Source organism: Sulfitobacter sp. EE-36 (assembly GCF_000152605.1).
Lineage (GTDB): Bacteria > Pseudomonadota > Alphaproteobacteria > Rhodobacterales > Rhodobacteraceae > Sulfitobacter > Sulfitobacter pontiacus.
In genome coordinates this window covers 307061-333503 of record NZ_CH959310.1, presented here as the reverse complement: position 1 = coordinate 333503, position 26443 = coordinate 307061, and the positions used below count along the sequence as shown (strand labels likewise).

At 57.2% G+C, this 26443-nt stretch carries 26 protein-coding genes, 1 tRNA gene and 1 pseudogene; 17 read left to right on the top strand and 11 right to left on the bottom strand.

What is annotated here, in order from left to right; all coding sequences use genetic code 11:
• The first annotated feature begins 262 nt into the window (after positions 1-262).
• The 13 genes from rpsM (at position 263) to EE36_RS04130 (ending at position 12333) form a co-directional block, all read left to right on the top strand.
• Positions 263-631, top strand: a complete 369-nt coding sequence (gene rpsM, locus EE36_RS04190) for a 30S ribosomal protein S13 (RefSeq protein WP_005849790.1) — start codon at positions 263-265, stop codon at positions 629-631.
• Positions 632-646: 15 nt separating this feature from the next.
• Positions 647-1036: a 30S ribosomal protein S11 gene (rpsK, locus tag EE36_RS04185; RefSeq protein ID WP_005849789.1), complete on the top strand. Its 390-nt coding sequence runs from the start codon at positions 647-649 to the stop codon at positions 1034-1036.
• A 116-nt stretch (positions 1037-1152) separates the two neighbouring features.
• Complete coding sequence (locus EE36_RS04180; RefSeq protein ID WP_005849787.1) at positions 1153-2169, top strand: DNA-directed RNA polymerase subunit alpha; 1017 nt, start codon at positions 1153-1155, stop codon at positions 2167-2169.
• 131 nt (positions 2170-2300) lie between these two features.
• Complete coding sequence (gene rplQ, locus EE36_RS04175; RefSeq protein ID WP_005849785.1) at positions 2301-2720, top strand: 50S ribosomal protein L17; 420 nt, start codon at positions 2301-2303, stop codon at positions 2718-2720.
• A 138-nt stretch (positions 2721-2858) separates the two neighbouring features.
• Positions 2859-4229: a trypsin-like peptidase domain-containing protein gene (locus EE36_RS04170; RefSeq protein WP_005849783.1), complete on the top strand. Its 1371-nt coding sequence runs from the start codon at positions 2859-2861 to the stop codon at positions 4227-4229.
• Positions 4230-4233: 4 nt separating this feature from the next.
• Positions 4234-5541: a replication-associated recombination protein A gene (locus tag EE36_RS04165; RefSeq protein ID WP_005849781.1), complete on the top strand. Its 1308-nt coding sequence runs from the start codon at positions 4234-4236 to the stop codon at positions 5539-5541.
• 31 nt (positions 5542-5572) lie between these two features.
• Positions 5573-5953 (top strand): fluoride efflux transporter CrcB, encoded by a 381-nt coding sequence (crcB, locus tag EE36_RS04160; RefSeq protein ID WP_039911526.1) that lies wholly within the window; start codon positions 5573-5575, stop codon positions 5951-5953.
• The gene (locus EE36_RS04155) at positions 5950-6999 is read left to right on the top strand and encodes an RluA family pseudouridine synthase (protein ID WP_005849777.1); all 1050 of its coding nucleotides are present in this window, start codon (positions 5950-5952) and stop codon (positions 6997-6999) included. Before crcB ends, EE36_RS04155 begins: the two co-directional genes overlap by 4 nt.
• On the top strand, positions 6996-7709 hold the full coding sequence (locus EE36_RS04150) for an ATP12 family chaperone protein (RefSeq protein WP_005849775.1): 714 nt from the start codon (positions 6996-6998) through the stop codon (positions 7707-7709). Before EE36_RS04155 ends, EE36_RS04150 begins: the two co-directional genes overlap by 4 nt.
• A 185-nt stretch (positions 7710-7894) precedes the next feature.
• Positions 7895-8911, top strand: coding sequence for an amino acid ABC transporter substrate-binding protein (locus EE36_RS04145; RefSeq protein WP_037944858.1), 1017 nt, complete (start codon positions 7895-7897; stop codon positions 8909-8911).
• A 124-nt stretch (positions 8912-9035) separates the two neighbouring features.
• The gene (locus EE36_RS04140) at positions 9036-10250 is read left to right on the top strand and encodes an amino acid ABC transporter permease (RefSeq protein ID WP_005849770.1); all 1215 of its coding nucleotides are present in this window, start codon (positions 9036-9038) and stop codon (positions 10248-10250) included.
• Between the two features lies 1 nt (position 10251).
• Positions 10252-11547 carry an amino acid ABC transporter permease gene (locus tag EE36_RS04135; protein WP_005849768.1) on the top strand — a complete coding sequence of 432 codons (1296 nt, stop codon included), beginning with the start codon at positions 10252-10254 and terminating at the stop codon, positions 11545-11547.
• 15 nt (positions 11548-11562) lie between these two features.
• A complete protein-coding gene (locus tag EE36_RS04130) occupies positions 11563-12333 on the top strand; it encodes an amino acid ABC transporter ATP-binding protein (RefSeq protein ID WP_005849767.1) in 771 nt (256 codons plus the stop codon).
• 31 nt (positions 12334-12364) lie between these two features.
• Here EE36_RS04130 and EE36_RS04125 read toward each other — a convergent pair whose 3' ends face one another.
• The 9 genes from EE36_RS04125 to rpmH form a co-directional block, all read right to left on the bottom strand.
• Positions 12365-12862: a histidine phosphatase family protein gene (locus EE36_RS04125; protein ID WP_005849765.1), complete on the bottom strand. Its 498-nt coding sequence runs from the start codon at positions 12860-12862 to the stop codon at positions 12365-12367.
• Positions 12863-12956: 94 nt separating this feature from the next.
• Positions 12957-13820 carry an acetylglutamate kinase gene (argB, locus tag EE36_RS04120; RefSeq protein WP_174226614.1) on the bottom strand — a complete coding sequence of 288 codons (864 nt, stop codon included), beginning with the start codon at positions 13818-13820 and terminating at the stop codon, positions 12957-12959.
• 30 nt (positions 13821-13850) lie between these two features.
• Positions 13851-14501, bottom strand: a complete 651-nt coding sequence (gene yihA, locus EE36_RS04115) for a ribosome biogenesis GTP-binding protein YihA/YsxC (RefSeq protein ID WP_005849761.1) — start codon at positions 14499-14501, stop codon at positions 13851-13853.
• Between the two features lie 447 nt (positions 14502-14948).
• Positions 14949-16763, bottom strand: coding sequence for a membrane protein insertase YidC (gene yidC, locus EE36_RS04105; protein WP_005849758.1), 1815 nt, complete (start codon positions 16761-16763; stop codon positions 14949-14951).
• A gap of 115 nt (positions 16764-16878) precedes the next feature.
• Positions 16879-17667 carry an EAL domain-containing protein gene (locus EE36_RS04100; protein WP_083776450.1) on the bottom strand — a complete coding sequence of 263 codons (789 nt, stop codon included), beginning with the start codon at positions 17665-17667 and terminating at the stop codon, positions 16879-16881.
• A gap of 390 nt (positions 17668-18057) precedes the next feature.
• Positions 18058-18885, bottom strand: coding sequence for a tRNA 2-thiocytidine(32) synthetase TtcA (gene ttcA / locus EE36_RS04095; RefSeq protein ID WP_005849754.1), 828 nt, complete (start codon positions 18883-18885; stop codon positions 18058-18060).
• 95 nt (positions 18886-18980) lie between these two features.
• On the bottom strand, positions 18981-19202 hold the full coding sequence (yidD, locus tag EE36_RS17280; RefSeq protein WP_074634766.1) for a membrane protein insertion efficiency factor YidD: 222 nt from the start codon (positions 19200-19202) through the stop codon (positions 18981-18983).
• On the bottom strand, positions 19199-19609 hold the full coding sequence (rnpA, locus tag EE36_RS04090) for a ribonuclease P protein component (protein ID WP_005849750.1): 411 nt from the start codon (positions 19607-19609) through the stop codon (positions 19199-19201). The genes yidD and rnpA overlap by 4 nt, the downstream gene beginning before the upstream one ends.
• 46 nt (positions 19610-19655) lie before the next feature.
• On the bottom strand, positions 19656-19790 hold the full coding sequence (gene rpmH / locus EE36_RS04085) for a 50S ribosomal protein L34 (RefSeq protein WP_005849748.1): 135 nt from the start codon (positions 19788-19790) through the stop codon (positions 19656-19658).
• Between the two features lie 298 nt (positions 19791-20088).
• Between rpmH and EE36_RS04080 the strand changes: the two genes are divergently transcribed.
• The 4 genes from EE36_RS04080 (at position 20089) to EE36_RS04065 (ending at position 23789) form a co-directional block, all read left to right on the top strand.
• Complete coding sequence (locus EE36_RS04080; protein ID WP_005849746.1) at positions 20089-20823, top strand: TVP38/TMEM64 family protein; 735 nt, start codon at positions 20089-20091, stop codon at positions 20821-20823.
• Complete coding sequence (locus EE36_RS04075; RefSeq protein WP_005849745.1) at positions 20820-22238, top strand: NAD(P)/FAD-dependent oxidoreductase; 1419 nt, start codon at positions 20820-20822, stop codon at positions 22236-22238. Before EE36_RS04080 ends, EE36_RS04075 begins: the two co-directional genes overlap by 4 nt.
• 11 nt (positions 22239-22249) lie before the next feature.
• Positions 22250-23635: a HAMP domain-containing sensor histidine kinase gene (locus tag EE36_RS04070; protein ID WP_005849742.1), complete on the top strand. Its 1386-nt coding sequence runs from the start codon at positions 22250-22252 to the stop codon at positions 23633-23635.
• Between the two features lie 77 nt (positions 23636-23712).
• Positions 23713-23789 (top strand) — tRNA-Arg (locus tag EE36_RS04065).
• Positions 23790-23997: 208 nt separating this feature from the next.
• Here the strand turns inward: EE36_RS04065 and EE36_RS04060 are convergent.
• On the bottom strand, positions 23998-25245 hold the full coding sequence (locus tag EE36_RS04060) for a saccharopine dehydrogenase family protein (protein ID WP_005849740.1): 1248 nt from the start codon (positions 25243-25245) through the stop codon (positions 23998-24000).
• A gap of 30 nt (positions 25246-25275) precedes the next feature.
• Positions 25276-26369: pseudogene (locus EE36_RS04055) on the bottom strand (carboxynorspermidine decarboxylase).
• Between the last annotated feature and the right edge of the window lie 74 nt (positions 26370-26443).

Here is a 26443-nt window from a genome sequence, read left to right as displayed (position 1 = left end):
TTTGCTATTATATGGGGCAGGGTGGGGCGCTTTCGGTTTGAAAGACATATCCATACGGCGTACCGCCGCTATGGGTTGACGCGCCGGTCAATTCCTCATAACCAGCCGTATCTCGTAAGAGAATCGAATTGCAACGGGCACCGATCACGCCCTGCGCATGAACACCTGATCAGCTGGAGCCCGACGGCACATTCGCCTCGGGCTTCACGTTGTGAAAAAAGGGTCTGGCATGACGGACCCGCAACGAAAAGGAAGCACACACGTGGCACGTATTGCCGGCGTAAACATCCCGACTGCAAAGCGGGTTCCAATCGCCCTCACATATATCACCGGTATCGGTAACTCCTCCGCAGCTGCAATCTGCGAAGCTGTTGGCATCGATTCCACACGTCGTATCAACGAACTTTCGGATGCTGAGATCCTGAAAATCCGTGAGTATATCGACGAAAACTACACTGTCGAAGGTGACCTGCGTCGCGACACGCAGATGAACATCAAGCGTCTGATGGACCTTGGTTGCTACCGTGGCCTGCGCCACCGTCGTAACCTGCCGGTTCGTGGTCAGCGTACCCACACCAACGCTCGTACGCGCAAAGGCCCTGCAAAGGCCATTGCCGGTAAGAAGAAGTAAGGGAGGGTCTGATCAATGGCACGCGAAAAGACAAAGACGAAGCGTAAGGTTTCCAAGAACATCGCCGCAGGTGTGGCGCATGTTAACTCCAGCTTCAACAACACAAAGATCCTGATCTCTGACGTTCAGGGTAATGCAATTTCCTGGTCCTCCGCAGGCACCATGGGCTTTAAAGGGTCGCGTAAATCGACACCTTACGCGGCTCAGATGGCTGCTGAAGATGCAGGTAAAAAAGCCCAGGACCACGGCGTGAAAACGCTGGAAGTCGAAGTGCAAGGCCCCGGCTCCGGCCGTGAAAGCGCCCTGCGCGCGCTGGCAGCTGCCGGGTTCAACATCACATCGATCCGTGACGTGACCCCAATGGCGCACAACGGCTGCCGCCCTCCGAAACGCCGCCGCGTCTAAGAGTATAAGTTACAAAAGGGGCCGCGCCTTTGCGCACGGCCTCTTACTGCTTTGTTGAAACCTCGGGAGTTCTTCGCCATTTGGACATGGGGCGCAGAACAGGAATGGAGGGACGTATGATCCACAAAAATTGGGCTGAATTGATCAAGCCACAGCAGTTGGACGTCAAGCCGGGCAATGACCCTGCACGTCAGGCTACTGTCATCGCCGAGCCGCTCGAGCGTGGCTTTGGTTTGACAATGGGCAACGCGCTGCGCCGCGTTCTGATGTCGTCGCTGCAAGGTGCCGCCATCACATCTGTACAAATTGATAATGTTTTGCACGAATTTTCGAGCGTTGCGGGTGTTCGCGAAGATGTCACCGACATCGTTCTGAACCTCAAAGGCGTTTCCCTGCGCATGGAAGTCGAAGGGCCCAAGCGCCTGTCGATCTCTGCCAAGGGACCGGGTGTTGTCACAGCTGGTGACATCTCCGAAAGCGCTGGTATCGAAATTCTGAACCGCGATCACGTGATCTGCCACCTGGATGACAACGCTGACGTTTACATGGAACTGACGGTCAACACCGGCAAGGGCTATGTGGCGGCAGACAAGAACAAGCCAGAAGATGCGCCTATCGGTCTTATCCCGATCGACGCGATCTATTCGCCGGTCAAGAAAGTGTCCTATGACGTGCAGCCGACCCGCGAAGGTCAGGTGCTGGATTATGACAAGCTGACGATGAAAGTCGAAACAGACGGCTCCATCTCTCCTGACGATGCCGTGGCCTTTGCTGCGCGTATTCTGCAGGATCAGCTGGGCATCTTCGTCAACTTCGACGAGCCTGAATCCGCATCGCGTCAGGACGACGACGACGGTCTGGAATTCAACCCGCTGCTGCTGAAGAAAGTAGACGAGCTGGAACTGTCCGTCCGTTCGGCAAACTGCCTGAAGAACGACAACATCGTCTACATCGGCGATCTGATCCAGAAGACCGAAGCCGAAATGCTGCGCACGCCGAACTTTGGCCGCAAGTCCTTGAACGAGATCAAGGAAGTGCTATCGGGCATGGGCCTGCACCTTGGTATGGACGTCGAGGACTGGCCACCAGACAACATCGAAGACCTCGCGAAAAAGTTCGAGGATTCGTTCTAAGAGATTTGTCGGGTGGGGCTTCCCCGCCCGACAATACGACCGGGCATCGGCCCCAAGGAGAGTTGGCGCTACGCACGCCAGCCAGACAAAGCAAAACCGCCCGTAGAGGGCATTAAATTGGAGACTAGAAAATGCGTCACGCACGTGGTTACCGCCGCCTGAACCGTACACATGAGCACCGCAAGGCGTTGTTCTCGAACATGGCAGGCTCGCTCATCGAACATGAGCAAATCAAAACAACATTGCCAAAAGCCAAAGAATTGAAGCCAATCATCGAAAAGATGATCACATTGGCAAAGCGCGGCGACCTGCACGCGCGTCGTCAGGCTGCAAGCAAGCTGAAGCAAGACCAGTATGTCGCGAAACTGTTCGACATCCTGGGCCCACGCTACAAAGACCGTCAGGGTGGCTATGTCCGCGTTCTGAAGGCGGGCTTCCGTTATGGCGACATGGCACCTATGGCCATCATCGAATTCGTAGATCGCGACCGCGACGCGAAGGGTGCAAACGACAAGGCGCGCGTAGCGGCCTATGAGGTTGCCGAAGACTAAGGCGACCTGCTTTTGTTAAGAATTCTAAAAGCCCCTGCCAGCGCAGGGGTTTTTTGCTTTTATGCCTTCGGCGAGGATTTAAATCCATTTGGAACTCGGGTGTTGCGCAAGGGCCTGTGGCTGCGCATATCTGGGGGCATGAGAATACTTCTGATCCTGCTGACCGTTCTGTCTTTCCCTGCCGCTGCGCAAACTGTGCCAAGCTCTGCCGCGCAGATCCAGTTGAGCTTTGCGCCGCTGGTGCGCGAGGCCGCCCCCGCCGTGGTGAACATCTACGCCCGCACCATCGTCGAGCAAAGCCGCACGCCGCTGCAGGCTGATCCATTCTTTGAACGTTTCTTCCGGCGGCCAGACGCCGGCCGCCCACGGGTTCAGAACTCGCTCGGGTCCGGCGTGATCCTGTCGGAGGACGGGATCGTCGTGTCGAATTATCATGTGGTCGGGATGTCGACGGACATTCGGATCGTCCTGTCGGACCGTCGCGAGTTTTCCGCCCGTGTGCTGCTGAGCGATGCAGAGAGCGATCTGGCTATCCTGAAAATCGATGACGTCGACGGGCTTACCCCTTTGTCGTTGCGCGATAGCGATACCGTCGAGGTCGGCGAGTTGACGCTGGCCATCGGCAACCCCTTTGGGGTCGGGCAAACGGTGAGCAGCGGGATCGTGTCAGGGCTTGCGCGGTCTGGCGGTATGAACGGTGGCGGGCAGGGATACTTCATCCAGACGGATGCACCGATCAACCCGGGCAACTCTGGCGGTGCGTTGATCGACGTAGAGGGCCGGTTGATCGGGATCAACACCTCGATCTTAACACGCTCTGGCGGTTCAAACGGGATTGGCTTTGCGATACCTGCCAATTTGATCGCGGCGTTCATGGCGCAGGCGCGCGACGGGGCCGTTGAATTTACCCGACCTTGGGCGGGGATGAGCGGCCAGCCGGTGGACGCGGATATGGCGGGCCCGCTGGGGCTGGACCGGCCTGGTGGGATCATCGTGTCGGGGATGCATCCTGCCAGCCCGTTTCTGAAGGCCGGTGTTGCAGTCGGCGATGTGATCACGGCGGTCGATGGGCAAGAGGTACATACACCCGCCGAGATGATCTACCGTATGAGCGTGGCCGGGATGGGCGCACAAGCGCGGATCACGCGGCTGCACGATGGCGCGGTGGAAGAGGTTGAGGTCGCCTTGATCGCCGCACCGGATGAGCCATCGCGTGCCGCGCTCACGCTGGATGAAAGCAGCTTGCTACCAGGGTTGGCGTTGGCGCGGATCAATCCTGCTGTGATGGCTGAATTGAACCTCCCGCTTGAGGTCGCGGGTGTGGCGGTGATGGATACCGGGCCCTATGGTGCGCGCGTGGGGTTGCGGCAGGGGGATGTGATCTTGGCCGTGAACGGGGCCGAGGTGCAAACACCGTCGGATGTCAGCGACCAGATGGCGGGCAGCCGTCAGGTGTCGATGGTGGTGCAGCGTGGCGTGCAGCGTCTGACGCTGCAATTCCGGGTCTAGCGCGATGGCGGACCTATTTGGATCGGACGCGCCGGCTGTGGAAAGCGGGCACCGCCCGTTGGCGGACCGGCTGCGCCCGCGGAGCTTGGGCGAAGTTATCGGCCAGTCACAGGTGCTGGGGCCGGATGCGCCGCTGACGGTCATGCTGCAGTCGGGGTCGCTGGGGTCGCTGATTTTCTGGGGGCCGCCCGGCGTTGGCAAAACGACGATCGCGCGACTTCTGGCGGATGAGACGGACCTGCATTTCGTGCAGATCAGCGCGATTTTCAGCGGTGTGCCTGAGCTCCGCAAGGTCTTTGATGCGGCGAAAATCCGACGACAGAACGGGCGGGGGACACTGCTGTTCGTGGACGAAATCCACCGCTTTAACAAGGCGCAGCAGGACGGCTTCCTGCCTCATATGGAGGATGGAACGATCCTGCTGGTCGGGGCCACGACCGAGAACCCATCGTTCGAGCTGAACGCCGCTGTGCTGAGCCGATCGCAGGTTCTGGTGTTGGAGCGCTTGCCGCTGGCTGATCTGGAGCGGCTGGCCCAAAGGGCCGAAAAGGAACTGGGTCGTGGCTTGCCATTGGACGGGCCTGCGCGTGAAAACCTGCTTGAGATGGCTGATGGCGACGGGCGTGCGTTGCTCAACCTGATAGAGCAAGTCGCCGCTTGGAAGGTCGAGGGCAAGCTGGACGGCAAGGCCCTGTCGGCGCGGTTGATGCGGCGCGCGGCGCAATACGATAAAGGGGGGGACGCGCATTATAACCTCATCTCAGCGCTGCATAAATCCGTGCGCGGCTCTGACCCTGACGCGGCGCTGTACTGGCTGGCGCGGATGCTGGAGGGAGGCGAAGACCCACGGTATCTGATGCGCCGGATCACGCGCATGGCGGTCGAGGATATCGGGCTTGCCGATCCGCAAGCTCAGTCTGTTTGCCTGCAATCGTGGGAGACCTACGAGCGGCTCGGTTCGCCCGAAGGGGAACTGGCGATTGCGCAGGCGTTGACCTATCTCGCGCTGGCCCCCAAGTCGAACGCGGCCTACGTGGCCTATAAGGCTGCGCGGCGTACGGCCAAGCAAACCGGGTCCTCTTTGCCGCCCAAGCACATCATGAACGCGCCCACCAAGATGATGAAAGAACAGGGCTACGGCGCGGGGTATGCCTATGACCATGATGCCGAAGACGGGTTTTCCGGCCAGAACTACTTTCCCGACGGGATGGAGCGACCGCAATTCTATCAACCTGTCGAACGAGGCTTTGAACGTGACCTGAAAAAACGCGTCGATTATTTCGAAAAGCTGCGGGCAACGCGGAAAACTTGACATTCGGGGCGTGAACCGTGAGAGACCGCAGATGATTTCAACCCTGTCCCTTGTCGCTATGGGCGGCGCGATCGGTGCCTCCTTGCGGTATCTGTTTGGTGTCGCCGTGACGCGGCTGGTCGGGCTGTCGGATTTTCCGATCGCGGTGTTGACGGTCAACATCATCGGGTCGTTCTTGATGGGCCTCTTTGTGGTGTGTGCCGCACAAAAAGGGCTGACGCAGATCAGCCCATTTGTGATGACCGGTGTGCTTGGCGGCTTTACAACGTTCTCGTCCTTCTCGCTCGAGACGGTCACGTTGATGGAGCGCGGCCAGATCGGGGCGGCAGGGATATATGTGGCACTGTCCGTCGGGCTATCGGTGCTAGGATTAATGCTGGGCCTTTTCGTGGCCAGAGGGGTATTTGCATGAGCCGGGTTCAACATCTGGTCGTAGAAGAAGGCGACGGGGATCAACGGTTGGACCGTTGGTTCAAACGGACCTTTCCGTTGATTGGCCAAGGGCTGATCGAAAAGATGTGCCGTAAAGGTGACATCCGTGTTGATGGAGGGCGGGTCAAAGCCTCTACTCGGCTTGAGGTCGGGCAGACCGTGCGTATCCCGCCGCTGCCTGATGAAAAGGCTCCGCCGCCGCCCAAGCGTACGCGGATATCAGAGGCTGATACCAAGTTTATCCGGTCCTGTGTGATCTATCGCGACGATCACATCATCGCGCTGAACAAACCGCCGGGGCTGCCGGTGCAGGGCGGGTCTGGTCAATCGGACCGCCACGTCGACGCGCTTGCCGATGCTTTGATGTTCGAGCTTGATGAAAAGCCGCGCCTTGTGCACCGCTTGGATAAAGACACCTCTGGCGTGCTGATCATGGCGCGGACACGGTCAATTGCCGCCGCGCTGACAGCGTCGTTCCGCCATCGCGAAACCCGCAAGATCTACTGGGCTGCGGTCGCGGGCGTCCCGCATCCGCGCAACGGGACGATCAAATTCGGGCTGGTCAAAGCCTTCGGTCACGGCGCCCGTGGTGAGGGCGAAAAGATGTACTGCGTCCACCCGAAAGACATGGAAACAACCGAAGGCGCCAAGCGCGCGACCACCGATTATGCGACCCTTGCACAGGCCGGAAAGCGGACCTGCTGGATGGCGCTGATCCCTGTGACGGGCCGGACGCACCAGCTACGTGCGCATATGGCTGAAATCGGGCATCCCATTGTCGGAGATGGCAAATATGGCGGTTCAGGTCAGGAAAACATGGGCGACGGATGGGGCGCGCAACTGGGGGGCGATATCTCGAAGAAGCTGCACCTGCATGCGCGATCTCTGACGCTGGAGCATCCTGTCACCAAGGCGCGACTGAACCTCACGGCCCCGCTGCCGGACCATATGGCGCGCACCTGGGACACGTTCCAGTGGGCACCCTCCGACGTGCCTGCTGACCCGTTCGAGGAGGATTGGGGGTGAGCGATTGGAAAGCGAAACGTTTCTGGAAAGAGGCGGCCGTTGTCGAGGCGGAGGGTGGCTATACTGTCGAGCTTGACGGGCGCGGGATCAAGACGCCGGCCAAACGTGCGCTGGTGGTGCCAACCCGCGCTATGGCGCAGAAAATCGCCGCTGAGTGGCAGGCACAGGACGGGGTGATCAACCCCGACACCATGCCCGCTACCAAAACCGCCAATGCAGCGATCGACAAGGTTGCGCTGCAACATGCCGAGGTCGCGGATATGTTGGCGGCCTACGGCGACTGTGATCTGCTGTGCTATCGCGCGGATAGCCCGGCTGAGCTGGTCGCGCGGCAGGCCGATCAATGGGACCCCATGCTGGAGTGGGCCCGCGAGGCCTTGGGCGTGAGCTTGCAAACCCGAGTGGGGATCATGCACGAACCCCAGTCACCTGCGGATGTCGCACGTCTGTCGGCGCGCACCCATGCATTAAGCAACTTTCAACTCGCTGCCTTCCACGACCTTGTGAGCCTGTCTGGCTCACTAATCTTGGGCTTTGCGGCGGCGCTTGACGCAAAGGAAGCGGAATCGATTTGGGAAATCTCGCGTCTGGACGAGATTTGGCAGGCCGAGCAGTGGGGCAATGATGACGAAGCAGACGCCTTGGCCGCAGTGAAAAAGACTAGTTTCTTACACGCTAAGTTGATGTTTGACCTGAGCGTGCCCGAATAGGTTTCACGGTGACCCCAATACATAGGATTGAGGGCATTTTTTAAGCACACTGACTTGACGTTCCGGCGTAAATTCGCCCAAACTCCCTTCCACTGACGGGGATAACCCCGCCAAAACATCTCCGGTCCGAAAAGGCACCGGGTGAACCGCCCTAAAACGTGGCGGAAAATCAGGAAGAGGTTAAAATGAACAAATCCGTATTTTTTGGTGCGCTAACAGTAGCCGGCCTTGCGGCTGGCGCAGCTGCTGCGTCCACGCTTGACGATGTCAAAGCGCGCGGCAAGCTGAACTGCGGCGTTACCACCGGTCTGGCTGGCTTTGCGGCCCCCAACGCCAATGGTGAATGGGAAGGCTTTGACGTGGCGGTATGCCGCGCCGTTGCCGCTGCTGTACTGGGCGACCCCGCTGCTGTCGAATTCATCCCCACAACCGGCAAAACACGCTTTACCGCGCTGGCTTCGGGCGAGATCGATTTCCTTGCACGTAACACCACATGGACCTTCAGCCGCGATGTCGACCTCAAGTTCGACTTCATCGGCGTGAACTACTATGACGGTCAGGGCTTCATGGTTCCGAAAGAGCTTGGCGTTTCCTCTGCCAAGGATCTGGATGGCGCGACTGTCTGCATCCAAACCGGTACCACGACCGAGCTGAACCTCGCGGACTTCTTCCGCAACAACAACATCAGCTACGAGCCCGTCCCCGTTGAAACAAACGCCGAAGGCCAACAGCAGTATCTGGCCGGTGCGTGCGACACCTATACTACCGACGCATCCGGTCTGGCCGCGACACGCGCGACCTTTGAAAACCCAGGTGAGCACATCATCCTGCCCGAAATCATCTCCAAAGAGCCTCTGGGCCCGCTTGTTCGCCATGGCGACAACGACTGGGGCGATGTAACCCGCTGGGTTCTCTACGCTCTGATCGCAGCTGAAGAGCTGGGTGTCACATCGGCAAACGTCGAAGAGATGACAACAAACACCACAAACCCAGAAGTTGCCCGTCTGCTTGGCACCGAAGGTACTTTGGGTGAAATGCTGGGTCTGGAAGCTGACTGGGCGAAGAAAGCCATCGCGTCGCAAGGTAACTACGGCGAAATCTTTGCCAAGAACATCGGCGAAGAAACACCAATCGGTCTGGCCCGTGGCCTGAACGCTCAGTGGACAGACGGCGGCCTGATGTACGCGCCTCCTTTCCGCTAAACACATCCGTCGAGGGGCGCGGAGCAATTCCGCGCCCTTTGCGCCTATACGACGCAAAAATAAAACCCGGCCCGCGACACCGAATGGTGCGTGAAAAACAGGTCCGGCACACAGGGAAAATCTGATGACGACAATGTCCGACCCTCAACAGGGCTCGTTCCGGCTGTCGATGTTGCTTAACGACACCCGCTATAGATCCTACACCTTCCAGTTTATCGCGCTGATACTGCTTATCGCATTGATGTCGTTTCTGGGCATTAACCTGGTACGAAATCTGGCAGAGGCCGGATTGAACATCTCTTACGGGTTTTTGAACGTGCCAGCCGGCTACGATATCAACCAATCCTTAATCGATTATAACAGCCAGTCATCGAACCTGCGTGCGGCAATGGTCGGTATCATCAACACGCTTCTTGTTGCGTTTCTGGCCTGTGTCACTGCGACAATTCTGGGTGTGATCGCCGGTGTGGCGCGCCTGTCCAAGAACTGGCTCGTGTCCAAACTGATGTCGGTCTACGTCGAGATTTTCCGGAATATTCCGGTGCTGATCTGGATCCTGATGATCTACACCTTGATGACGGCCGTATTGCCCGCGCCCAACAAGTTCCGCGGTGACAACGCCACGTCGAGCATGCTTTTCGACGCCTTCGCCTTCACCAACCGCGGCATCTACATTCCCGAACCGGTTTGGGGCCCGGGGTCTATGATCGTGGTTGCGACCTTTGTGCTGTCGATCATCGCCGCGATTATCTATCGCCGGTATGCGGTTAGCCTTCTGTTCCGTACGGGCAAGCTGCTGCCTATGGGATGGCCCACTGTCGCGATCTTGCTGGTGCCGACGATTGTGATGTTCTTCATCATGGGCAGCCCTATCGCATTGGATTACCCCGAGCTTAAGGGCTTTAACTTCCGTGGTGGTCTGCAGATCGGCGCGCCGCTGATCGCATTGTGGTTGGCTTTGTCCGTATACACCGGTGCCTTCATCGCCGAAAACGTGCGTGCAGGTATTCAGGCGATCTCAAAAGGGCAGACCGAAGCTGCATCGTCATTGGGCTTGCGCCCGAAGCGAGTCATGAACCTTGTGGTTCTGCCGCAGGCGTTGCGTGTGATCATTCCGCCGCTGATTTCGCAATACCTCAACATCACCAAGAACTCGTCGCTCGCGATTGCCGTCGGGTATGCCGATATCACTGCGACACTGGGGGGGATCACATTGAACCAGACCGGCCGCGCGATCGAATGCGTGCTTTTGCTGATGCTGTTCTATCTCACGATCTCGCTGTCGATCTCTGCGATCATGAACGTTTACAACAACTCTGTCAGCTTGAAGGAGCGGTAAGATGTCAGATACACACGCCGCCTCCGTCCCTTATGTGCGGGACACCATGTTGCCACAGCACGCGCCCCCGCCAACCGCGCAGGGGCCTGTAAAATGGGTCCGCGAAAGCCTGTTTTCGTCGATCCCTTACACCATTCTCACGCTCGCAGCGCTTTACGTTATCTATCTGATCCTTTCCGGCTTCCTTCCTTGGTTGCTGGGCGGCGTTTGGACGACATCCAACATTCGCGAGTGTCGCGAAGTATTGGACGGTGTCCAAGCTGGCTGTTTCTCGGTGCTGACAGAACGCTGGAACCAACTGTTGTTTGGTATCGCCTATCCGCAGGACGGCTACTGGCGCCCGACATTGGCATTCGTGCTCCTGTTCGTCGCTGTGTCACCGGTGCTGTTTAGCAATCTGCCACGTGGGCTCATCCTTTTTACCGTCATCTATCCTTTCATCGCCTTTTGGTTGATCTGGGGCGGTTCCCTTTTGGTGCCATTGTCGGCGTTGCTGGCCGTTGTGGTTGGCTATGTGGTCTACAGCAGAATCGTTAAGACAAGCTTTGCAGGCGGACTTTTTGCGGGTCTCATCGCAGGCATCGTGACGTGGTTTATCTGCGGCTTCATTACGCCAAGCCTATCGGGCGTGCTCGCGCTGGAACCGGTCGCCTCGCGGAACATGGGGGGCTTTATGCTCAACATGATCTTGGGCGTGATCTGTGTGTCTTTGTCCCTGCCGATGGGCATTCTGCTTGCGCTGGGTCGTCAATCGAGCTTACCGATCATCAAACTGATCTGTGTTGTTTTCATTGAGTTTATTCGAGGGGTGCCTCTGATTACGTTGCTTTTTGTTGCCAACGTGGTCTTGGCTTACTTCCTGCCACCGGGCACAAACTTCGACCTGATCCTACGTGTTATTATCATGATCACCATGTTCGCGTCGGCCTATATCGCCGAGGTGATCCGGGGCGGGTTGGCAGCCTTGCCACGTGGTCAATACGAGGCTGCAGACAGCTTGGGCCTAGATTATGCGCAGGCCATGCGCCTGATTATTTTGCCCCAAGCCTTGAAAATCTCGATCCCAGGAATCGTTAACGTGGCCGTCGGGCTGTTCAAGGATACTACGCTGGTGTCGATTATTTCGATGTTCGACCTGGTTGGGATGATCCGCGGGCCGATCCTAGCGTCGACTGACTGGAACGGCGTTTACTGGGAACTTTGGGGCTTTGCCGCCTTGCTCTTCTTCGTCGTCTGCTACGGCATCTCGCAATATTCACAATGGCTGGAACGTCAACTCCAGACCGACCACCATTAAGGAAAGGCTGTAATTATGGCTGAACAAGCACAAGCGCTGAAAGTCTCGAACGAGGTCGCGATCAGCATCGAGAACATGAACAAGTGGTACGGTACGTTTCACGTACTTCGGGATATTGACCTGACCGTTTACCGTGGTGAACGTATCGTTATTGCCGGACCGTCGGGCTCGGGGAAGTCAACTCTGATCCGCTGTATCAATGCTTTGGAAGAGCATCAGAAAGGCCGGATCGAAGTCGACGGTACGGTGCTGTCTTCGGACGTTAAGAACATCGACAAGATCCGCTCCGAAGTCGGGATGTGTTTCCAGCACTTCAACCTTTTCCCACATTTGACAATCCTCGAAAACTGCACGCTTGCTCCGATCTGGGTACGAAAAACACCTAAGAAGGAAGCCGAAGAAATCGCGATGCATTTCCTTGAGAAGGTTAAGATCCCGGATCAGGCGGACAAGTACCCAGGTCAGCTTTCTGGTGGTCAGCAGCAACGCGTGGCGATCGCGCGCAGCCTGTGTATGCGTCCGCGTATCATGTTGTTTGACGAACCAACGTCTGCCTTGGACCCGGAGATGATCAAAGAGGTCCTGGACACGATGGTCGAACTGGCTGAGGAAGGCATGACGATGCTCTGCGTAACGCACGAGATGGGCTTTGCCCGTCAGGTGGCCAACCGCGTCATCTTTATGGATGAAGGTCAGATCGTCGAACAGAACGAACCTGAAGAGTTCTTTAACAACCCCCAAAGCCCGAGGACCAAGCTCTTCCTCAGTCAGATTTTGGGCCACTAAGTTTCAAGGGCGGGGATTTCCCCGCCCTTTTTTATTGGGCAAGCATCCGTGGCGTCATGTACGCCTGTACGTCGCCGCTGTGCCAGTGCACACCCCTCCAGTCGTCCACTTCGAATGACATCACCATTGTCGCACCCGGTGGGGTTCCGGCTGCAAGATGAGCTGTGGCACCCACACGGGGCAGGAGGTGCGCCATCTCCGCCACGCCGGGGTTATGCGCGAGAACTAAAACTGTGGACCCTTCAGCGCCCTGTATGGCCGCCATCAGCCGTTCTGTATCTGCTAGATAAAGGCGGTCTGTGAAGATTCGTTTAACAGCGGAGGGAATTTCCAAAAGTTCGAGCGTTTCCGACGTTCGCCGAGATGCAGAGCATAGCACAAGATCAGGTCTGTAGTCTTCTGCGTCGAGCCATCGCCCGATTGCATGTGCGTCTTGCCGACCTTTGTCATCCAAAGGCCGGTCAAAGTCCGTCGCGATCCCCGCCGGCCAACCTGCTTTTGCATGGCGCATCAGAATAAGGCGTCTCATCAACGTTTCCTTAATGTATCGGCCGCATAAACAAGAAGCTCAGACAGCCGGAAACAGTGGAGGGTGCAATATGCAGTAATTTATATAGTCGTTGTTACTGGCCGCGGATAATGCTCCCTGCGCCATGTTCGGTGAAAAGCTCCAACAAGCAGGCGTTAGGGGCTCTCCCGTCCAAAATCACCGCTGCGCGCACGCCACCGTCGATCGCATCAAGCGCAGTTTGTGTTTTGGGTATCATACCACCGGCAATCGTTCCGTCTGCCACCATCTCGCGTATCTGGCTCGCTGTTAGCTCCGTCAGTACGTCGCCTTCGGCATTCTTCACGCCCGCAACGTCGGTAAGCAGCAGCAAGCGGTCTGCCTTCAGCGCAGCTGCAATCGCGCCCGCCGCAGTATCGCCGTTGATGTTAAATGTTTCACCGTTGCGGCCCATGCCAAGGGGCGCAATCACCGGGATAATCCCTTTGTCGGCTAGATCGCGGAGCAAACGGGGGTTTACTTCGGTCGGTGCGCCAACCAACCCCAGCTCTGGGTCCTCTTGGTCACAGATAATAAGGCCGCTGTCCTTGCCAGACACACCGACGCAACGCCCACCCTGTGCCGTGATCGCTTGCACAATGCGGGCGTTCACAAGGCCCGACAGAACCATCTCAACGATTTCCATCGTGGCAGCGTCGGTCACCCGTTTGCCGTTTACGAATTCGGATTTGATGTTCAGCCGGCCGAGCATATCGTTGATCATCGGGCCGCCGCCGTGAATGATGACGGGGTTCACGCCGACCTGGCGCATAAGTGCTACGTCGCGTGCGAACTCTTCCATCGCATCGTCGCTGCCCATGGCGTGACCGCCCAGCTTTATAACAACGGTCGCGTCAGCGTAACGCTGCAAGTAGGGGAGCGCTTGGCTCAGGGTGCGTGCGGTGGCGATCCAGTCGCGATTCATGTCTTGTTTTCTCATTCTCTGCCTCGGTAAACGCCGAAGTGCTCGTCACTCCAACGTCGCGATAATGGCACGGAGCGTAGGGATGCCCCAGCCCTTTTCAGAAGATGTCACCACGATTTCGGGATAGGCGGCTGGGTGCTTGGCAAGCGCACCGCGGACCTGATCCAGAACCTTCTGACGCTCAACTTCTTTGACTTTGTCAGCTTTCGTGAGGACACATTGAAATGTCACGGCTGAGCTATCTAGCAAAGACATGATTTCGTCATCGACCTTCTTCACACCATGCCGCGCGTCGATCAGCACAAACGCACGGCGGAGCGTTTGCCGACCTGAAAGGTACTGTTTCAGCAACCGTTGCCATTTTTCGACGACGGGTAGAGGGGCGTTAGCATAGCCATACCCGGGCAAATCGACGAGGTAGTGATCGTCGGCCGCGGTAAAATAGTTGATCTCTTGAGTGCGCCCCGGCGTGTTTGACGCTCTTGCCAGCGCTTTTGTGCCCGTCAGGGCATTGATCAAAGTCGATTTACCAACGTTTGATCGCCCTGCAAAACACACCTCCATCCGGTCGGCAGGTGGCAGGCCGTCCATCGCGACAACGCCTTTCACAAACAGCGTTTCGCCTGCAAATAGCATGCGGCCTTTTTCGGCTGCATAGGCATCAGGCTCTTCGGCGATGCTAAATTGGACTTGCATGAGTTAAAGTACCTTTACCTGATCGCTAATTGCGACGGAGCCCGTGTGAATAACCTCAGCGTATACGCGGAAATCTTGGTGATCCCAAGCGCTCAATACGCGCAATATGTCGATGTCGCGCTCGCCGTTGTGTGGATTCGCGGTGGTCGCTTGGCACCGCTTGGTGGGGTCCCGTACGCGTAGGACAGTTTCGCCACCTGACACGTCGTGCCCGACCTAATCAAGATCGATCCATGGTGTTGTGGTATCAAACCAAATGGTGCTTTTGACCCGGGCTCAAATTTGCACAATGCGACCATTCGTTCCCATCCAGACGCGCCGCGGCATGCGCCACCGCCCAGGTCTGGTTCCACGGCATCGACTGCCCCGTGGAGGGCGCTATATGATCCAGCTCTTCGCGACCATGGCTTTGGAGCGGGTGGCGATAGAGCTGGGTCACCGTTGTCATTATTTCGGATCACCCTTCCGTCCGAATTTCATGCTGCCTTTGATATTTCCTAGGATATCGGGCTTATAGCCCTGGCTGCGCATGATCAGGTACTGCTGCGTAAAGGTAATCGTGTTGTTTGCGATCCAGTAGACAACGAGGCCGGATGCGAAACCGCCAAGCATGAACATGAAGACCCATGGCATCCATGCAAAGATCATCTGCTGCGTGGGATCCGTAGGGGCCGGGTTCAGTTTTTGCTGCAGGAACATCGAAATACCCAGCAGCAGCGGTAGGATCCCGATAAAGACCAGGGCCAGAACGGTCCCTGCTTCGGGCGCAGCCCATGGCAGCAGACCATAGAAGTTGAAGATGGATGTCGGGTCTGGGGCGCTCAAATCCTGAAACGGGCCGAAGAAGGGCGCGTGGCGCAGCTCCAACGTGACGAAGATCACTTTGTAGAGGGAAAAGAAAATCGGGATTTGCATCAAAATCGGCAGACAGCCGGCGGCTGGGTTCACTTTCTCGCGTTTATATAGCTCCATCATGCCCTGTTGAAGCCTTTGACGGTCGTCGCCCGCATCCTTTTTCAGCTTCTCCATCTGTGGCTGAAGCTCTTTCATCTTCGCCATCGAAACGTAGGATTTATACGCAAGTGGGAAGAGCAGAGCTTTGATCAGCAACGTCAGGCCGATGATCGCGACACCCATGTTGCCGATCAGCAGGTTTAGGTGGTGAAGGACCCAAAAGATCGGTTTGGTCAGGAAAAAGAACCAGCCCCAATCGATGGAGTCGATAAACTTGTACACGCCTTGCGCCTCATAGTCGCGCAGAATTTCCCATTCTTTGGCGCCGGCGAACAACTGTGTGGTGACCGTTGCTGTCTGCCCCCTTGCGACAGTTTGCGTCGGCATCACGGATTCGGTTTGAAAAATCTCGGTGCGTGGCAGGTACTTGACTGATAAGCGCGTTGGCTGTGCCGGATCCGGGATCAGGTTGGTCATGAAATAGTGCCCGGTGAAGCCGATCCAGCCGTTGGTTACACCGTCAATACGTTTGGATGGCACGCCGTTCACGGCGTCCAACTCGGGAATGTCATCCCAAGCGGTCTCAAGCAGTTCACCATTGTTCATGGCGACAAGACCCTCGTGCAGAATGAAGAAATTCTGCGCGTCGCTTGGAATACCGTGGCGTGCAATTAGCCCGTAAGGTGCAAGCGAAACTGAGTTTTCGGAAGTGTTCTCAACCTTCTGTTCGATCTTGAACATATAGTTTTCGTCGATTGAGATGGTGCGTGAGAAAAGCTGACCGGCGTCGTTGTCCCAAGTGAGCGTGACCGGGGTTTCGACTGACAGCGTCTCACCTTGGCTAAGCGTCCAAAGGGTGTTTGGTCCTGGAACCTGTTCAGGGGCAATCCCCGCACCTGGAGCCCAGCCGTAAAGCGCATAGTAGGCGTCGGGTGTGCCTGCAGGTGATAGCAAGCTTACGATGGGAGCATCATCTTCGATAGTTGTGTTGTAATCCTTCAAATGAAGGTCATCGACCCGCCCCCCTAGCAGTGAGATTGAGCCGGAAATGCGAGCCGTTTCAACGGGAATACGCGGCGCTTCTTCGAGAGCTGCCGTTGCCTCGTCCGACGCGTCGGTAACATTGTCCGCTGCGCCTGCACTTGAAGGGACAACAGCCTCTGTCGAGGTTGCGTCCGTCACTTGTTGTGTGGCAGCCGGGTCGGTGATGGTTTCGGTTTCCGGAGGCGGAAACAACACGAACCACCCTAGGATGACTATGAAACTTAGAACCGTCGCGAAAATGAGATTCTTGTTTTGATCGTCCATGTGACCGTCACCTGATGCCTGTAATATCAGCGTGGGTTCAACAGAGTAAGGCACCAAAGGTCAAGTAGATTCGCCTTTTCCCCTTTGGTGCACACTGATCTGCCGAAGCCAAACATCAACGAATGCCACCTACCACACTGGGCGGGCGTGTCAGTTTTTGGCTATGTGTCAGTTTTTGGCTATGTGTATGCATCCAAGTGGTCGCTTCGTGTGTCTGCATGGGCGGCGCGATGCCGTCGCCTTGAACATGGTCGCAGCCCAGTTGAGACAATAAGCTATGCTCTCCGGCGGTTCGTATATCACAGGCCAGGGTTTCGACGCCCAAATCATGAGCCATCGCAACTACCGCTGACAGGATGCGGCGACGGTTGGGGTGATTATCAACGTCATTAGTGAGAGACGGGTCGATAATCGCGAGGTCAACGCCGCATTTCTGAATGGTCTCAACGCAATGTGGACCGCTGCCAAAACCGTAAAGCGCGATACCGCATCCTAGCGTACGAAGGTCACGGCATGTAGAAATGAGTGGGTGAGAAGGCGTATGCTGGCAAAGGTGTTGCGGCAGGGCTAGTCGCAAAGTAGCGGGTTTGATGTCAAGACGATCAAGTTCCCATTCCAGTTTTGCCGCCAGCTGCACGTCATCCACTTGCTCGGTAGAAAGGCTGCATGTGATGATAAGAGGAAAGTGAGACGTTCGTTGCAGGGTTTTGGCCCTGTGCAGCGCGTGAGTCAGATTGCTGAAGTGACTGAAAGGAGTTTCATCCTCTGCAATTTCCGAGGCGCTGAGCGGCGCGGCCACGTCGGTGTTCATGCTGTTATGCCTTGCCGGAGCTGCCGAAAATCCGCTAATCATGCCGGAATGGGTGGATATTTGAGGCTGGAATAGCACTTGAGCGTGCTGCATCGGTTCCCGAGGTGTAGGATCGGTACCGCCGCTTGGTCGGGCAGTGGCCGTCCTATCCAGCGGGCGCGGGTGCGTTGGTTCTGATGGTGTACTGCGCCAGCTATCTGAAGCCAGATACAGCAGAGGGGGGGCGACAAAGCCGATGATAGTCAACCCCTGCCAGCCGAACCAAAGCACGGACAACGCAAACCCCAGCAAGAGCACGAGACCAGCGGGTAGATGGCGGCGGGTTGTGCTACGCTGGGAACGATTAGATTGAAGATCGTGTTGCAAATGAAGCCTCGGCTGACAGTGTTACCGCCATACCGATAGCCCTTGCCTCTGACCAAAAGATTAATGTTCTGCCTTTGATCTATAGAATTTGAATAAAACTCTCAGCTTTTCGAGGGTTTACTTGTCCCGAGTGAGGCCCGCAAAATCAAACAGGTTCGGGTCCAACAGATGCGAAGGGCGTGCGTTCATCAGCGCGCGGAACATCACCTGACGGCGTCCGGGGCTATTCGCCTCCCAGCCGTCTAGAATCGATTTTACCTGCTGGCGTTGCAGACCGTCTTGCGAGCCGCACAAATCACACGGAATGATTGGATAATTCATGGCAGTAGAGAATTTTTCGCAATCGACCTCCGCGACATGGGCGAGGGGGCGGTATAGGAACAGATCGCCTTCTTCGTTCACGAGTTTTGGCGGCATGGTCGCCAAGCGCCCGCCATGGAACAGGTTCATGAAAAACGTCTCTAGGATATCGTCACGGTGGTGGCCTAGGACAACAGCGGTACATCCTTCTTCGCGCGCGATGCGATAGAGGTGCCCCCGACGAAGCCTACTGCACAGCGCACAGAATGTGCGGCCCGCGGGTATTTTATCCATGACGATGGAATAGGTATCTTGGTATTCGATGCGGTGTTTGACACCCATCTTTTCAAGAAACGCGGGCAAGACCGTGGCGGGGAAATTGGGCTGACCTTGATCGAGGTTGCAGGCGACCAGTTCGACGGGCAGAAGGCCGCGCCATTGGAGCTCGTGCAAGATGGCCAGCAGGGTGTAGCTATCTTTGCCCCCGGACATGCAAACCAGCCATTTGCCGCCGGGTTCGATCATCCCGTATTGCTCAATCGCCTCGCGCGTTTGTCGCACAAGACGTTTGCGCAGTTTGCGAAACTCGGTGCTTTGGGGGGCACCGTTGAAGAGCGGGTGAATATCTTCGGGATGATCAAGCATGGGCTTGGCTTAGTGCAACTGAGTTTGCCGATCAAGCGCCAGTGCATGTGTATGGCGGCGATTGGTGATGTAAAGAAAGGAGAGAAACGGAAGGGCTAGTCAGGTACGTTGTCGATGCCGCTATCGCCCCAAGGGTGGCAGCGAGCGATGCGCCGCAGGGTGAGCCAGCCGCCCTGGATGCCGCCATGTTTAGCAAGTGCTTCCAGCGCATATGCGCTGCATGTCGGGTGGTATCGGCAGTTGTGGCCAACCCAGGGGCTGAAGACGAGGCGATACCCTTTCACAGGCAGTGCCAAAACGCGCGCCAAAGGGGTCACTTTTTTGAACCAGAGCGTTGCTTGCCGTGCAGGATCCCCAAGGCTTTGGTGAAATCCGACTGCAATTTGTCAAAAGGGAGGGATGCCGTGGCATCGCTGCGACCTACGAGGACATAGTCCATACCGTCGCGTCCCTCGTGAGGGAGCGTCAGGCGTGCGACTTCGCGTAGACGTCGTTTGGCCCGATTGCGCGCGACGGCGTTGCCCACTTTTTTAGAGCAGGTGAAGCCAACCCGTATGCCATCGGCTTCGCCCGCTGCGCGTTTACGCATCTGCAGGATGAAACCGGGCATGGCGACCCGAGGGGCGCGGGATGCCCGTTGAAAGTCGGGACGATTTTTGAGCGTTTGCACACGTAAAGAAACCGCCGGAAGCGTTTCCTCTGGTGTGGCGATGCTGCCATCCATAGGTGCCTCCGACGGTGTCATATCTTTTTGAAACCGAGGTCGCGTATTACGCGCTCAGTTCCTTCCGGCCTTGTGCACGGCGCGCGTTGATGATCTTGCGACCCGCTTTGGTTGCCATGCGTGCGCGGAAACCGTGGCGCCGTTTGCGCACAAGGTTTGAAGGTTGATAGGTGCGTTTCATCGCTCCGACTCCACTTTATACTTTAGCACGCGACCAGATTCGGCGCGTCACTGTCATTTCAAGCCCTGCTCCTAAAGCTGCAGCACGGGCAAGTCAAACCCTTGGTGCCGTTATTTCGGCCTTTGCAACAAATTAAGCCAGCTTATCTGCGCAATGTTACAGTTTTCTTGGGAATTGCCGTGACATCGTCATAAAAGCCGCCTTCACATCAACCACCCGTGAGCACCCTATCTGACTGGCGATATTTGACCCATCTAATAAGGAGCAACTTATACCCTTTTGAAAGTGACCCGACAATATGTCCGCACAAGCCTCTGAAAAGCCTTCGTGGTTTCGCTACTTGCCCTTTGTGGTCATCTTGGCGGTCGCGGTGATCGGCTATTTCGCCCTGCGCGATTACCTTACCTTCGAGACGCTGCGCGACAACCGCGAGGCGTTGATCGCTTTTCGTGACCAGCACTATGCGCTGACGATCCTCGTTTTTCTGGGCATTTATGTCATGATTGTGGGGTTTTCCCTTCCAGGGGCGAGCGTGGCAACAATCACTGGCGGTTTTCTATTCGGGACAGTGTTCGGCGTTCTGGCAAATGTCACCGGCGCGACACTGGGGGCGGTCGTGATCTTTCTTGCCGCGCGTATGGGTCTCGGAGAGATATTGAAGGCGCGCATGGACGCGTCGGAGGGGCTTGTGCGGAAGGTCAAAGCGGGCATTGACGAAAACCAGTGGTCGATGCTTTTCTTCATACGATTGGTGCCCGTGGTGCCCTTCTTTGTGGCGAACCTTATTCCTGCCTTTCTGGGCGTGCCTCTTTATCGCTTTGTGATCTCTACTTTTCTAGGGATCATTCCCGGGTCGCTTGTGTTCACCTCAATCGGTGCTGGGCTGGGTTCCGTTTTTGCACGGGGTGAAACGCCAGACTTCGGCATTATATTCGAACCTCACATCCTGCTTCCCATTCTGGGGCTTTGCGCTTTGTCGGTGCTGCCCGTCGTGTTGAAAGCTGTCACCGGCAAAAAGGAACTTTTGAAATGAACCGCATCAAAACTGACCTGTTGATCATTGGCGCAGGCTCCGGCGGGTTGTCCGTCGCGGCGGGGGCGTCACAAATGGGGGCGGACGTTGTGCTGCTTGAAGGGCACAAGATGGGCGGCGACTGCCTGAACTTTGGCTGCGTGCCGTCGAAGGCGCTGATTGCTACGGGCAAGGCGGCCTATGGGCAGCGGCATAGCGCGGATTATGGCGTGTCCAATGCGGCGGGCGAGGTGGATTACGCCGCTGCAAAAGATCATGTGGCGGACGTGATCGCGCAGATCGCGCCCGTCGACAGCCAGGAACGCTTCGAAGGCTTCGGGGTCAACGTGATCCGGGAGTACGGGCGCTTCATCTCCGAAGACGAAGTGCAGGCCGGGGATACGGTGATCAAGGCGCGGCGCATCGTCATCGCGACGGGATCATCGCCGCTGGTACCCCCGATTACAGGTTTGGATAAAACGCCGTACGAGACGAACGAGACCTTGTTCAATCTGCGCGAGAAGCCCGAGCATCTGCTGATCATCGGTGGCGGGCCGATCGGGATGGAAATGGCGCAGGCTCATATACGCATGGGGTGCAAGGTTACCGTGATCGAGGGAGATAAAGCGCTTTCAAAGGACGACCCCGAACTTGCCGCCATCGTTTTGCAAACGCTCAAGGACGAAGGCATCGAGATTGCAGAAGGCGCGCAAGCTGCTGAAATCCGCGGGGATGTCGGGGCGATAGAGGTGGAAGCAAAAGACGGGCGCGTTTTCAAAGGCTCGCATCTTCTGGTGGCCGTCGGCCGCAAGGCAAACACGGATCGTCTGGATCTGGAAAAGGCGGGGATCGAACCGATCAAGAACGGAATCAAGGTTGACGATTCCCTGCGCACCACCAACCGCAAGGTGTATGCTATTGGCGACGTCGCAGGCGGGATGCAATTTACCCATGTTGCGGGCTATCACGGCGGCGTCGTGATCCGGTCGCTGATGTTCGCGCTGCCTGCCAAGGCGAAGACGGCGCATATCCCTTGGGCCACCTACACCGACCCAGAACTGTCGCAAGTCGGCCTGACCGAGGCGCAAGCCAAAGAGAAACACGGTGACAAGCTGGAGGTCGTGCGCTTTCACTATAACCACAATGATCGCGCCATCGCGGAGCGTAAAACCAAAGGTTTGATCAAGGTCATGGTGGTCAAGGGGCGTCCCGTGGGCGCAAGCATCGTCGGTTACCAAGCAGGAGAGTTGATCAACCTGTGGGCTTTGGCGCTGGCAAATAACATGAAAATGAGCCAGATTGCGTCTATGGTTGCACCTTACCCTACCATCGGCGAAATCAACAAACGTGCGGCGGGGGCGTATTTCAGCCCGCGTCTGTTCGAAAGCGATTTGGTCAAGACTGTCGTTCGACTGGTGCAGCGGTTCATCCCATAAAGCGCGCGCCTATGCTCAAATCCCTCTCCGGCAGGCTTCTTATTCTGACCACCATCTTTGTGATGCTGGCAGAAGTGTTGATCTTTGTGCCCTCTATCGCCCGGTTTCGCGAAGAATACATGATGAACCGGCTGGAGAGGGCGCAGATTGCGTCGCTGACCCTGCTCGCAAGCGATATGATCGACCCCGAGCTTGAGGCAGAGCTGTTGCGCACCGCGGAGGTGTTTAATGTGGTGCTGCGGCGGGACCGTATACGGCAATTGGCACTGTCCTCCCCGATGTCGCAGACGATCAAAGAGACATACGATCTGCGCGATGCCTCCGCATGGGTGTTGATTCGCGATGCGTTCCATCAGCTCGCCGAAACAGAGCCGGGGGTGATCCGCGTGATCGGTGCCCCGGTGCAGGATGCGGGCCTTCTGATCGAAATCACGATGGAGGCAGGCTCCTTACGGACCGCCATGATCGACTATGGTATTCGCATTCTGGTGCTTTCTGCCGCCATCTCGATGATCACGGCGTTCTTGCTGTTTCTGACCATGCGGGCGTTTTTGCTGAAACCGATCAAGGGTGTGGTCGGGCATATGCAGAACTACGCGCTTGCCCCCGAGGATGCGCGACGAATCATTTCACCTTCTGCTGGTGTGACAGAGGTGCGCGAAGCCGAGGAAGCATTGATGAAGCTTGAAACCGAACTGACCCAAGCCCTGCGCCAGAAAGAGCGTCTGGCGCAGCTGGGGCAGGCGGTGAGCAAGATCAGCCACGATCTGCGTAACATACTGACATCGGCACAACTGTTTACCGACCGGATCGAAATGTCCGAGGATCCGACGGTCAAACGCATGGCCCCCAAGCTGGTCAGCTCAATCACCCGCGCCGTGCACCTGTGCGAATCCACGCTGGCCTTTGGCCGCGCAGAAGAGCCAAGTCCGACGCTGACGGTCACGCCACTGTTGCGCATCGTCGATGACGTCGTTGATAGCGAGCGGCTGGCGATCAACGGGGCGGACCTGACGTTCACCTGCGACGTGCCGCAAGATTTGCACGTGCGCGCCGATCCGGAGCATTTGTTCAGGGTCTTGGCGAATCTCGTGCGCAACGCCCGACAGGCGATCATCGCCACGGGTAAATCTGGCGAAATCATTATTGCTGCCAGTGAACAGGCCGGCGACTGGGTGATCCGCGTCAGCGACAACGGCCCCGGCCTTCCCCCCAAGGCGCGGGAGCATCTGTTTACTGCGTTCAAGGGCGGTGCGCGCAAGGGGGGCTCAGGTCTGGGCCTTGCCATCGCGGCAGAGCTGGTGCGCGGTCACGGTGGGACGCTCAAACTGTCAGAGACAAGCGCGTCGGGCACAGTTTTCATCGTGACATTGCCCAAGGGCGACGGGTCTTTCTAATTTGTTTGAAGAAAATTCACGTTAGGCAAAAGAAGGGGTTGCAAACCCCCGCGCCCAGAACTAAACCCCGCCTTAACGGACCGATAGCTCAGCTGGATAGAGTACCTGACTACGAATCAGGGGGTCGGGGGTTCGAATCCTCCTCGGTCCGCCACTTTCAAACATCGTTAGATTTTGAACTTGGCGGCACAACCGTCCGCAATTTTCATAATCAAATTGATCACCCTGCACGCATGGTCGCGCGCTGGGCTGTTTGTGTTTAATCGTTTGATTTTATGGGGGTACGGCCCTTCGGGGGTGAGGTAACCCGCGCGGGTGCAAGGGCGCGCGGGTTGTTGGTGTGGGTGCCTCAGGCGGCAGGCTTAGGCGATGGCCTCGTCCCAGCCGGTGTCCTGATCCGCCAGTTTGACACGGGTCGGCAGACCGATGGTGTCGAGCAGGGCGAACAGCGGCTTTGGGTCCAGCTCTTCGACGTTCACCATCGTGCCGGTGTCGTAGGTGCCATCGGCAATCAGCATCGCCATCGCCACGGGGGGCACGCCAGCGGTATAGGAAATGCCCTGGCTGCCGACCTCGTTATAGGCGTCCTTGTGGTCGGCGACGTTGTAGACAAACACCTCTACATCCTTGCCGTCCTTGGTGCCTTTGACCAGATCGCCAATGCAGGTCTTGCCAGTATAGTTCGGGGCAAGGGTCGATGGGTCGGGTAGCACGGCTTTGACCACCTTCAGCGGCACGACCTCGAGCCCCTCGGCGGTCACAACGGGCTGTTCAGACAGCAGGCCAAGGTTTTGCAGCACGGTGAAGACATTGATGTAGTGATCACCAAAGCCCATCCAGAAGCGCACGTCGGCCTCCGGATAGTTCGCGGCGAGCGAATGCACCTCGTCATGGCCGGACATATAGGCCTTCTGCTTGCCAACGACGGGCAGATCCCATTCGCGGCCGACCTCGAACATCTTGTTCTCTTGCCACGCGCCGTCCTGCCAGCTGTAGACCGTGCCGGTGAATTCGCGGAAGTTGATCTCGGGGTCGAAGTTGGTCGAGAAATACTTGCCGTGATTGCCTGCGTTGATGTCGACGATGTCGATGGATTTCACGTCGTCCATGAATTCGTCCACGGCGAAACGGGCGAAGGCGTTCACCATACCGGGATCGAAGCCTGCCCCCAGAATGGCGGTGGTGTTGGCCTTGGCGCAATCCTCGCGGCGTTTCCATTCGTAGTTGCCGTACCACGGGGGTGTTTCGCAGATTTTGGTCGGGTCTTCGTGAATGGCCGTGTCGATATAGGCGACACCGGTGCGGATGCAGGCTTCGAGCACGGTCATGTTCACGAAGGGCGAACCGACATTAATCACAATTTGCACGCCGAGGTCGTTGATCAGCGCCTCAACCGCGTCGCTGTCCATCCCGTCGACCGCATGGGCCTTGAATACGCCGTCCTGTTTCATCGCGCCTTTGGCATGCACGCTTTCAATGATCGCTTCGCATTTTGACACGGTGCGGCTGGCGATATGCAGATCGCCCAACACGTCATTATTTTGCGCGCATTTATGCGCCACGACCTGAGCCACGCCACCGGCGCCGATGATAAGAACGTTACGTTTCATGTATTCAGTACACCTCTTGTAAGGGAAGGGTTAGGAGAGGGCGGATTTGAAATCCTCGTAGTCGAATGACCGGACCGATGTGATCGTTCCGTCAAGTTCACGAATGGCGATGCCGGGCATCTTGACGCCGTTGAACCAGTTTTTCTTGACCATAGTATAGCCCGCAGCGTCCTGAAACGAAATGCGGTCGCCGGGTTTAAGCGGGGCGTCGAACTTGAACTCGCCAAAGATGTCGCCCGCAAGGCAGGATTTGCCGCAGATCATCCAGTCGTGGTCGCCGGTGTTCGGCGCCACCTTGGCGGGCTCGCGGTAGATCAGCAGATCAAGCATATGCGCCTCGATGGAGCTGTCGACGATGGCAAGGTTCTTGCCGTTGTGCAGCGTGTCGAGCACGGTCGTCTCTAGCGTGGCGGCACCGGTAATCGCGGCTTCGCCCGGTTCGAGGTAGACCTGCACGCCATAGGTATCCGACAGGGTTTTCAATCGCGCTGCCAGACGGTCCAGCGGGTAGCCTTCGCCTGTGAAATGGATGCCACCACCAAGGCTGATCCAGTCCATCCGGTGGATCGTGTCGCCAAAGCGTCCTCGATCAACGTCAGCATGTCAGCGAAGCGGTCAAAATCGTCATTTTCGCAGTTGTTGTGGAACATGAGCCCGGTGATGCGGTCGGCCACGGCGGCGATCTGCGCCGGATCATGTTCGCCCAAACGGCTGAAGGGGCGGGCGGGGTCGGCCAGATCGAATTCCGATGTCGATACACCGGGGTTCACCCGCAGCCCGCGCGTATGCCCCGCCGATGCCGCATCGAAACGGTCCAGCTGGCCGATGGAGTTGAAGATGATCTTGTCGCTATTGGCCAACACCTCGGCGATCTCGTCATCGTCGTAGGCGACTGAATAGGCGTGGGTTTCGCCGCCGAATTTCTCGTACCCCAGTTTGACCTCATAAAGCGAGGAGGACGTGGACCCATCCATATACTGCGCCATGAAGTCAAAGACCGACCATGTGGCAAAGCATTTCAACGCCAGCAAGGATTTCGCGCCGGATGCCTCGCGCAACCAGGCGATCTTTTCCATGTTGGCCTGAAGGCGGGATTTGTCGATCAGATAATACGGGGTCTTCATGGCAGATCCTTTACAAAACGACGCAGACGCGGTGCGCGTTCCGATTAGGGGATGTTGCCGTTCAACGCAAACTC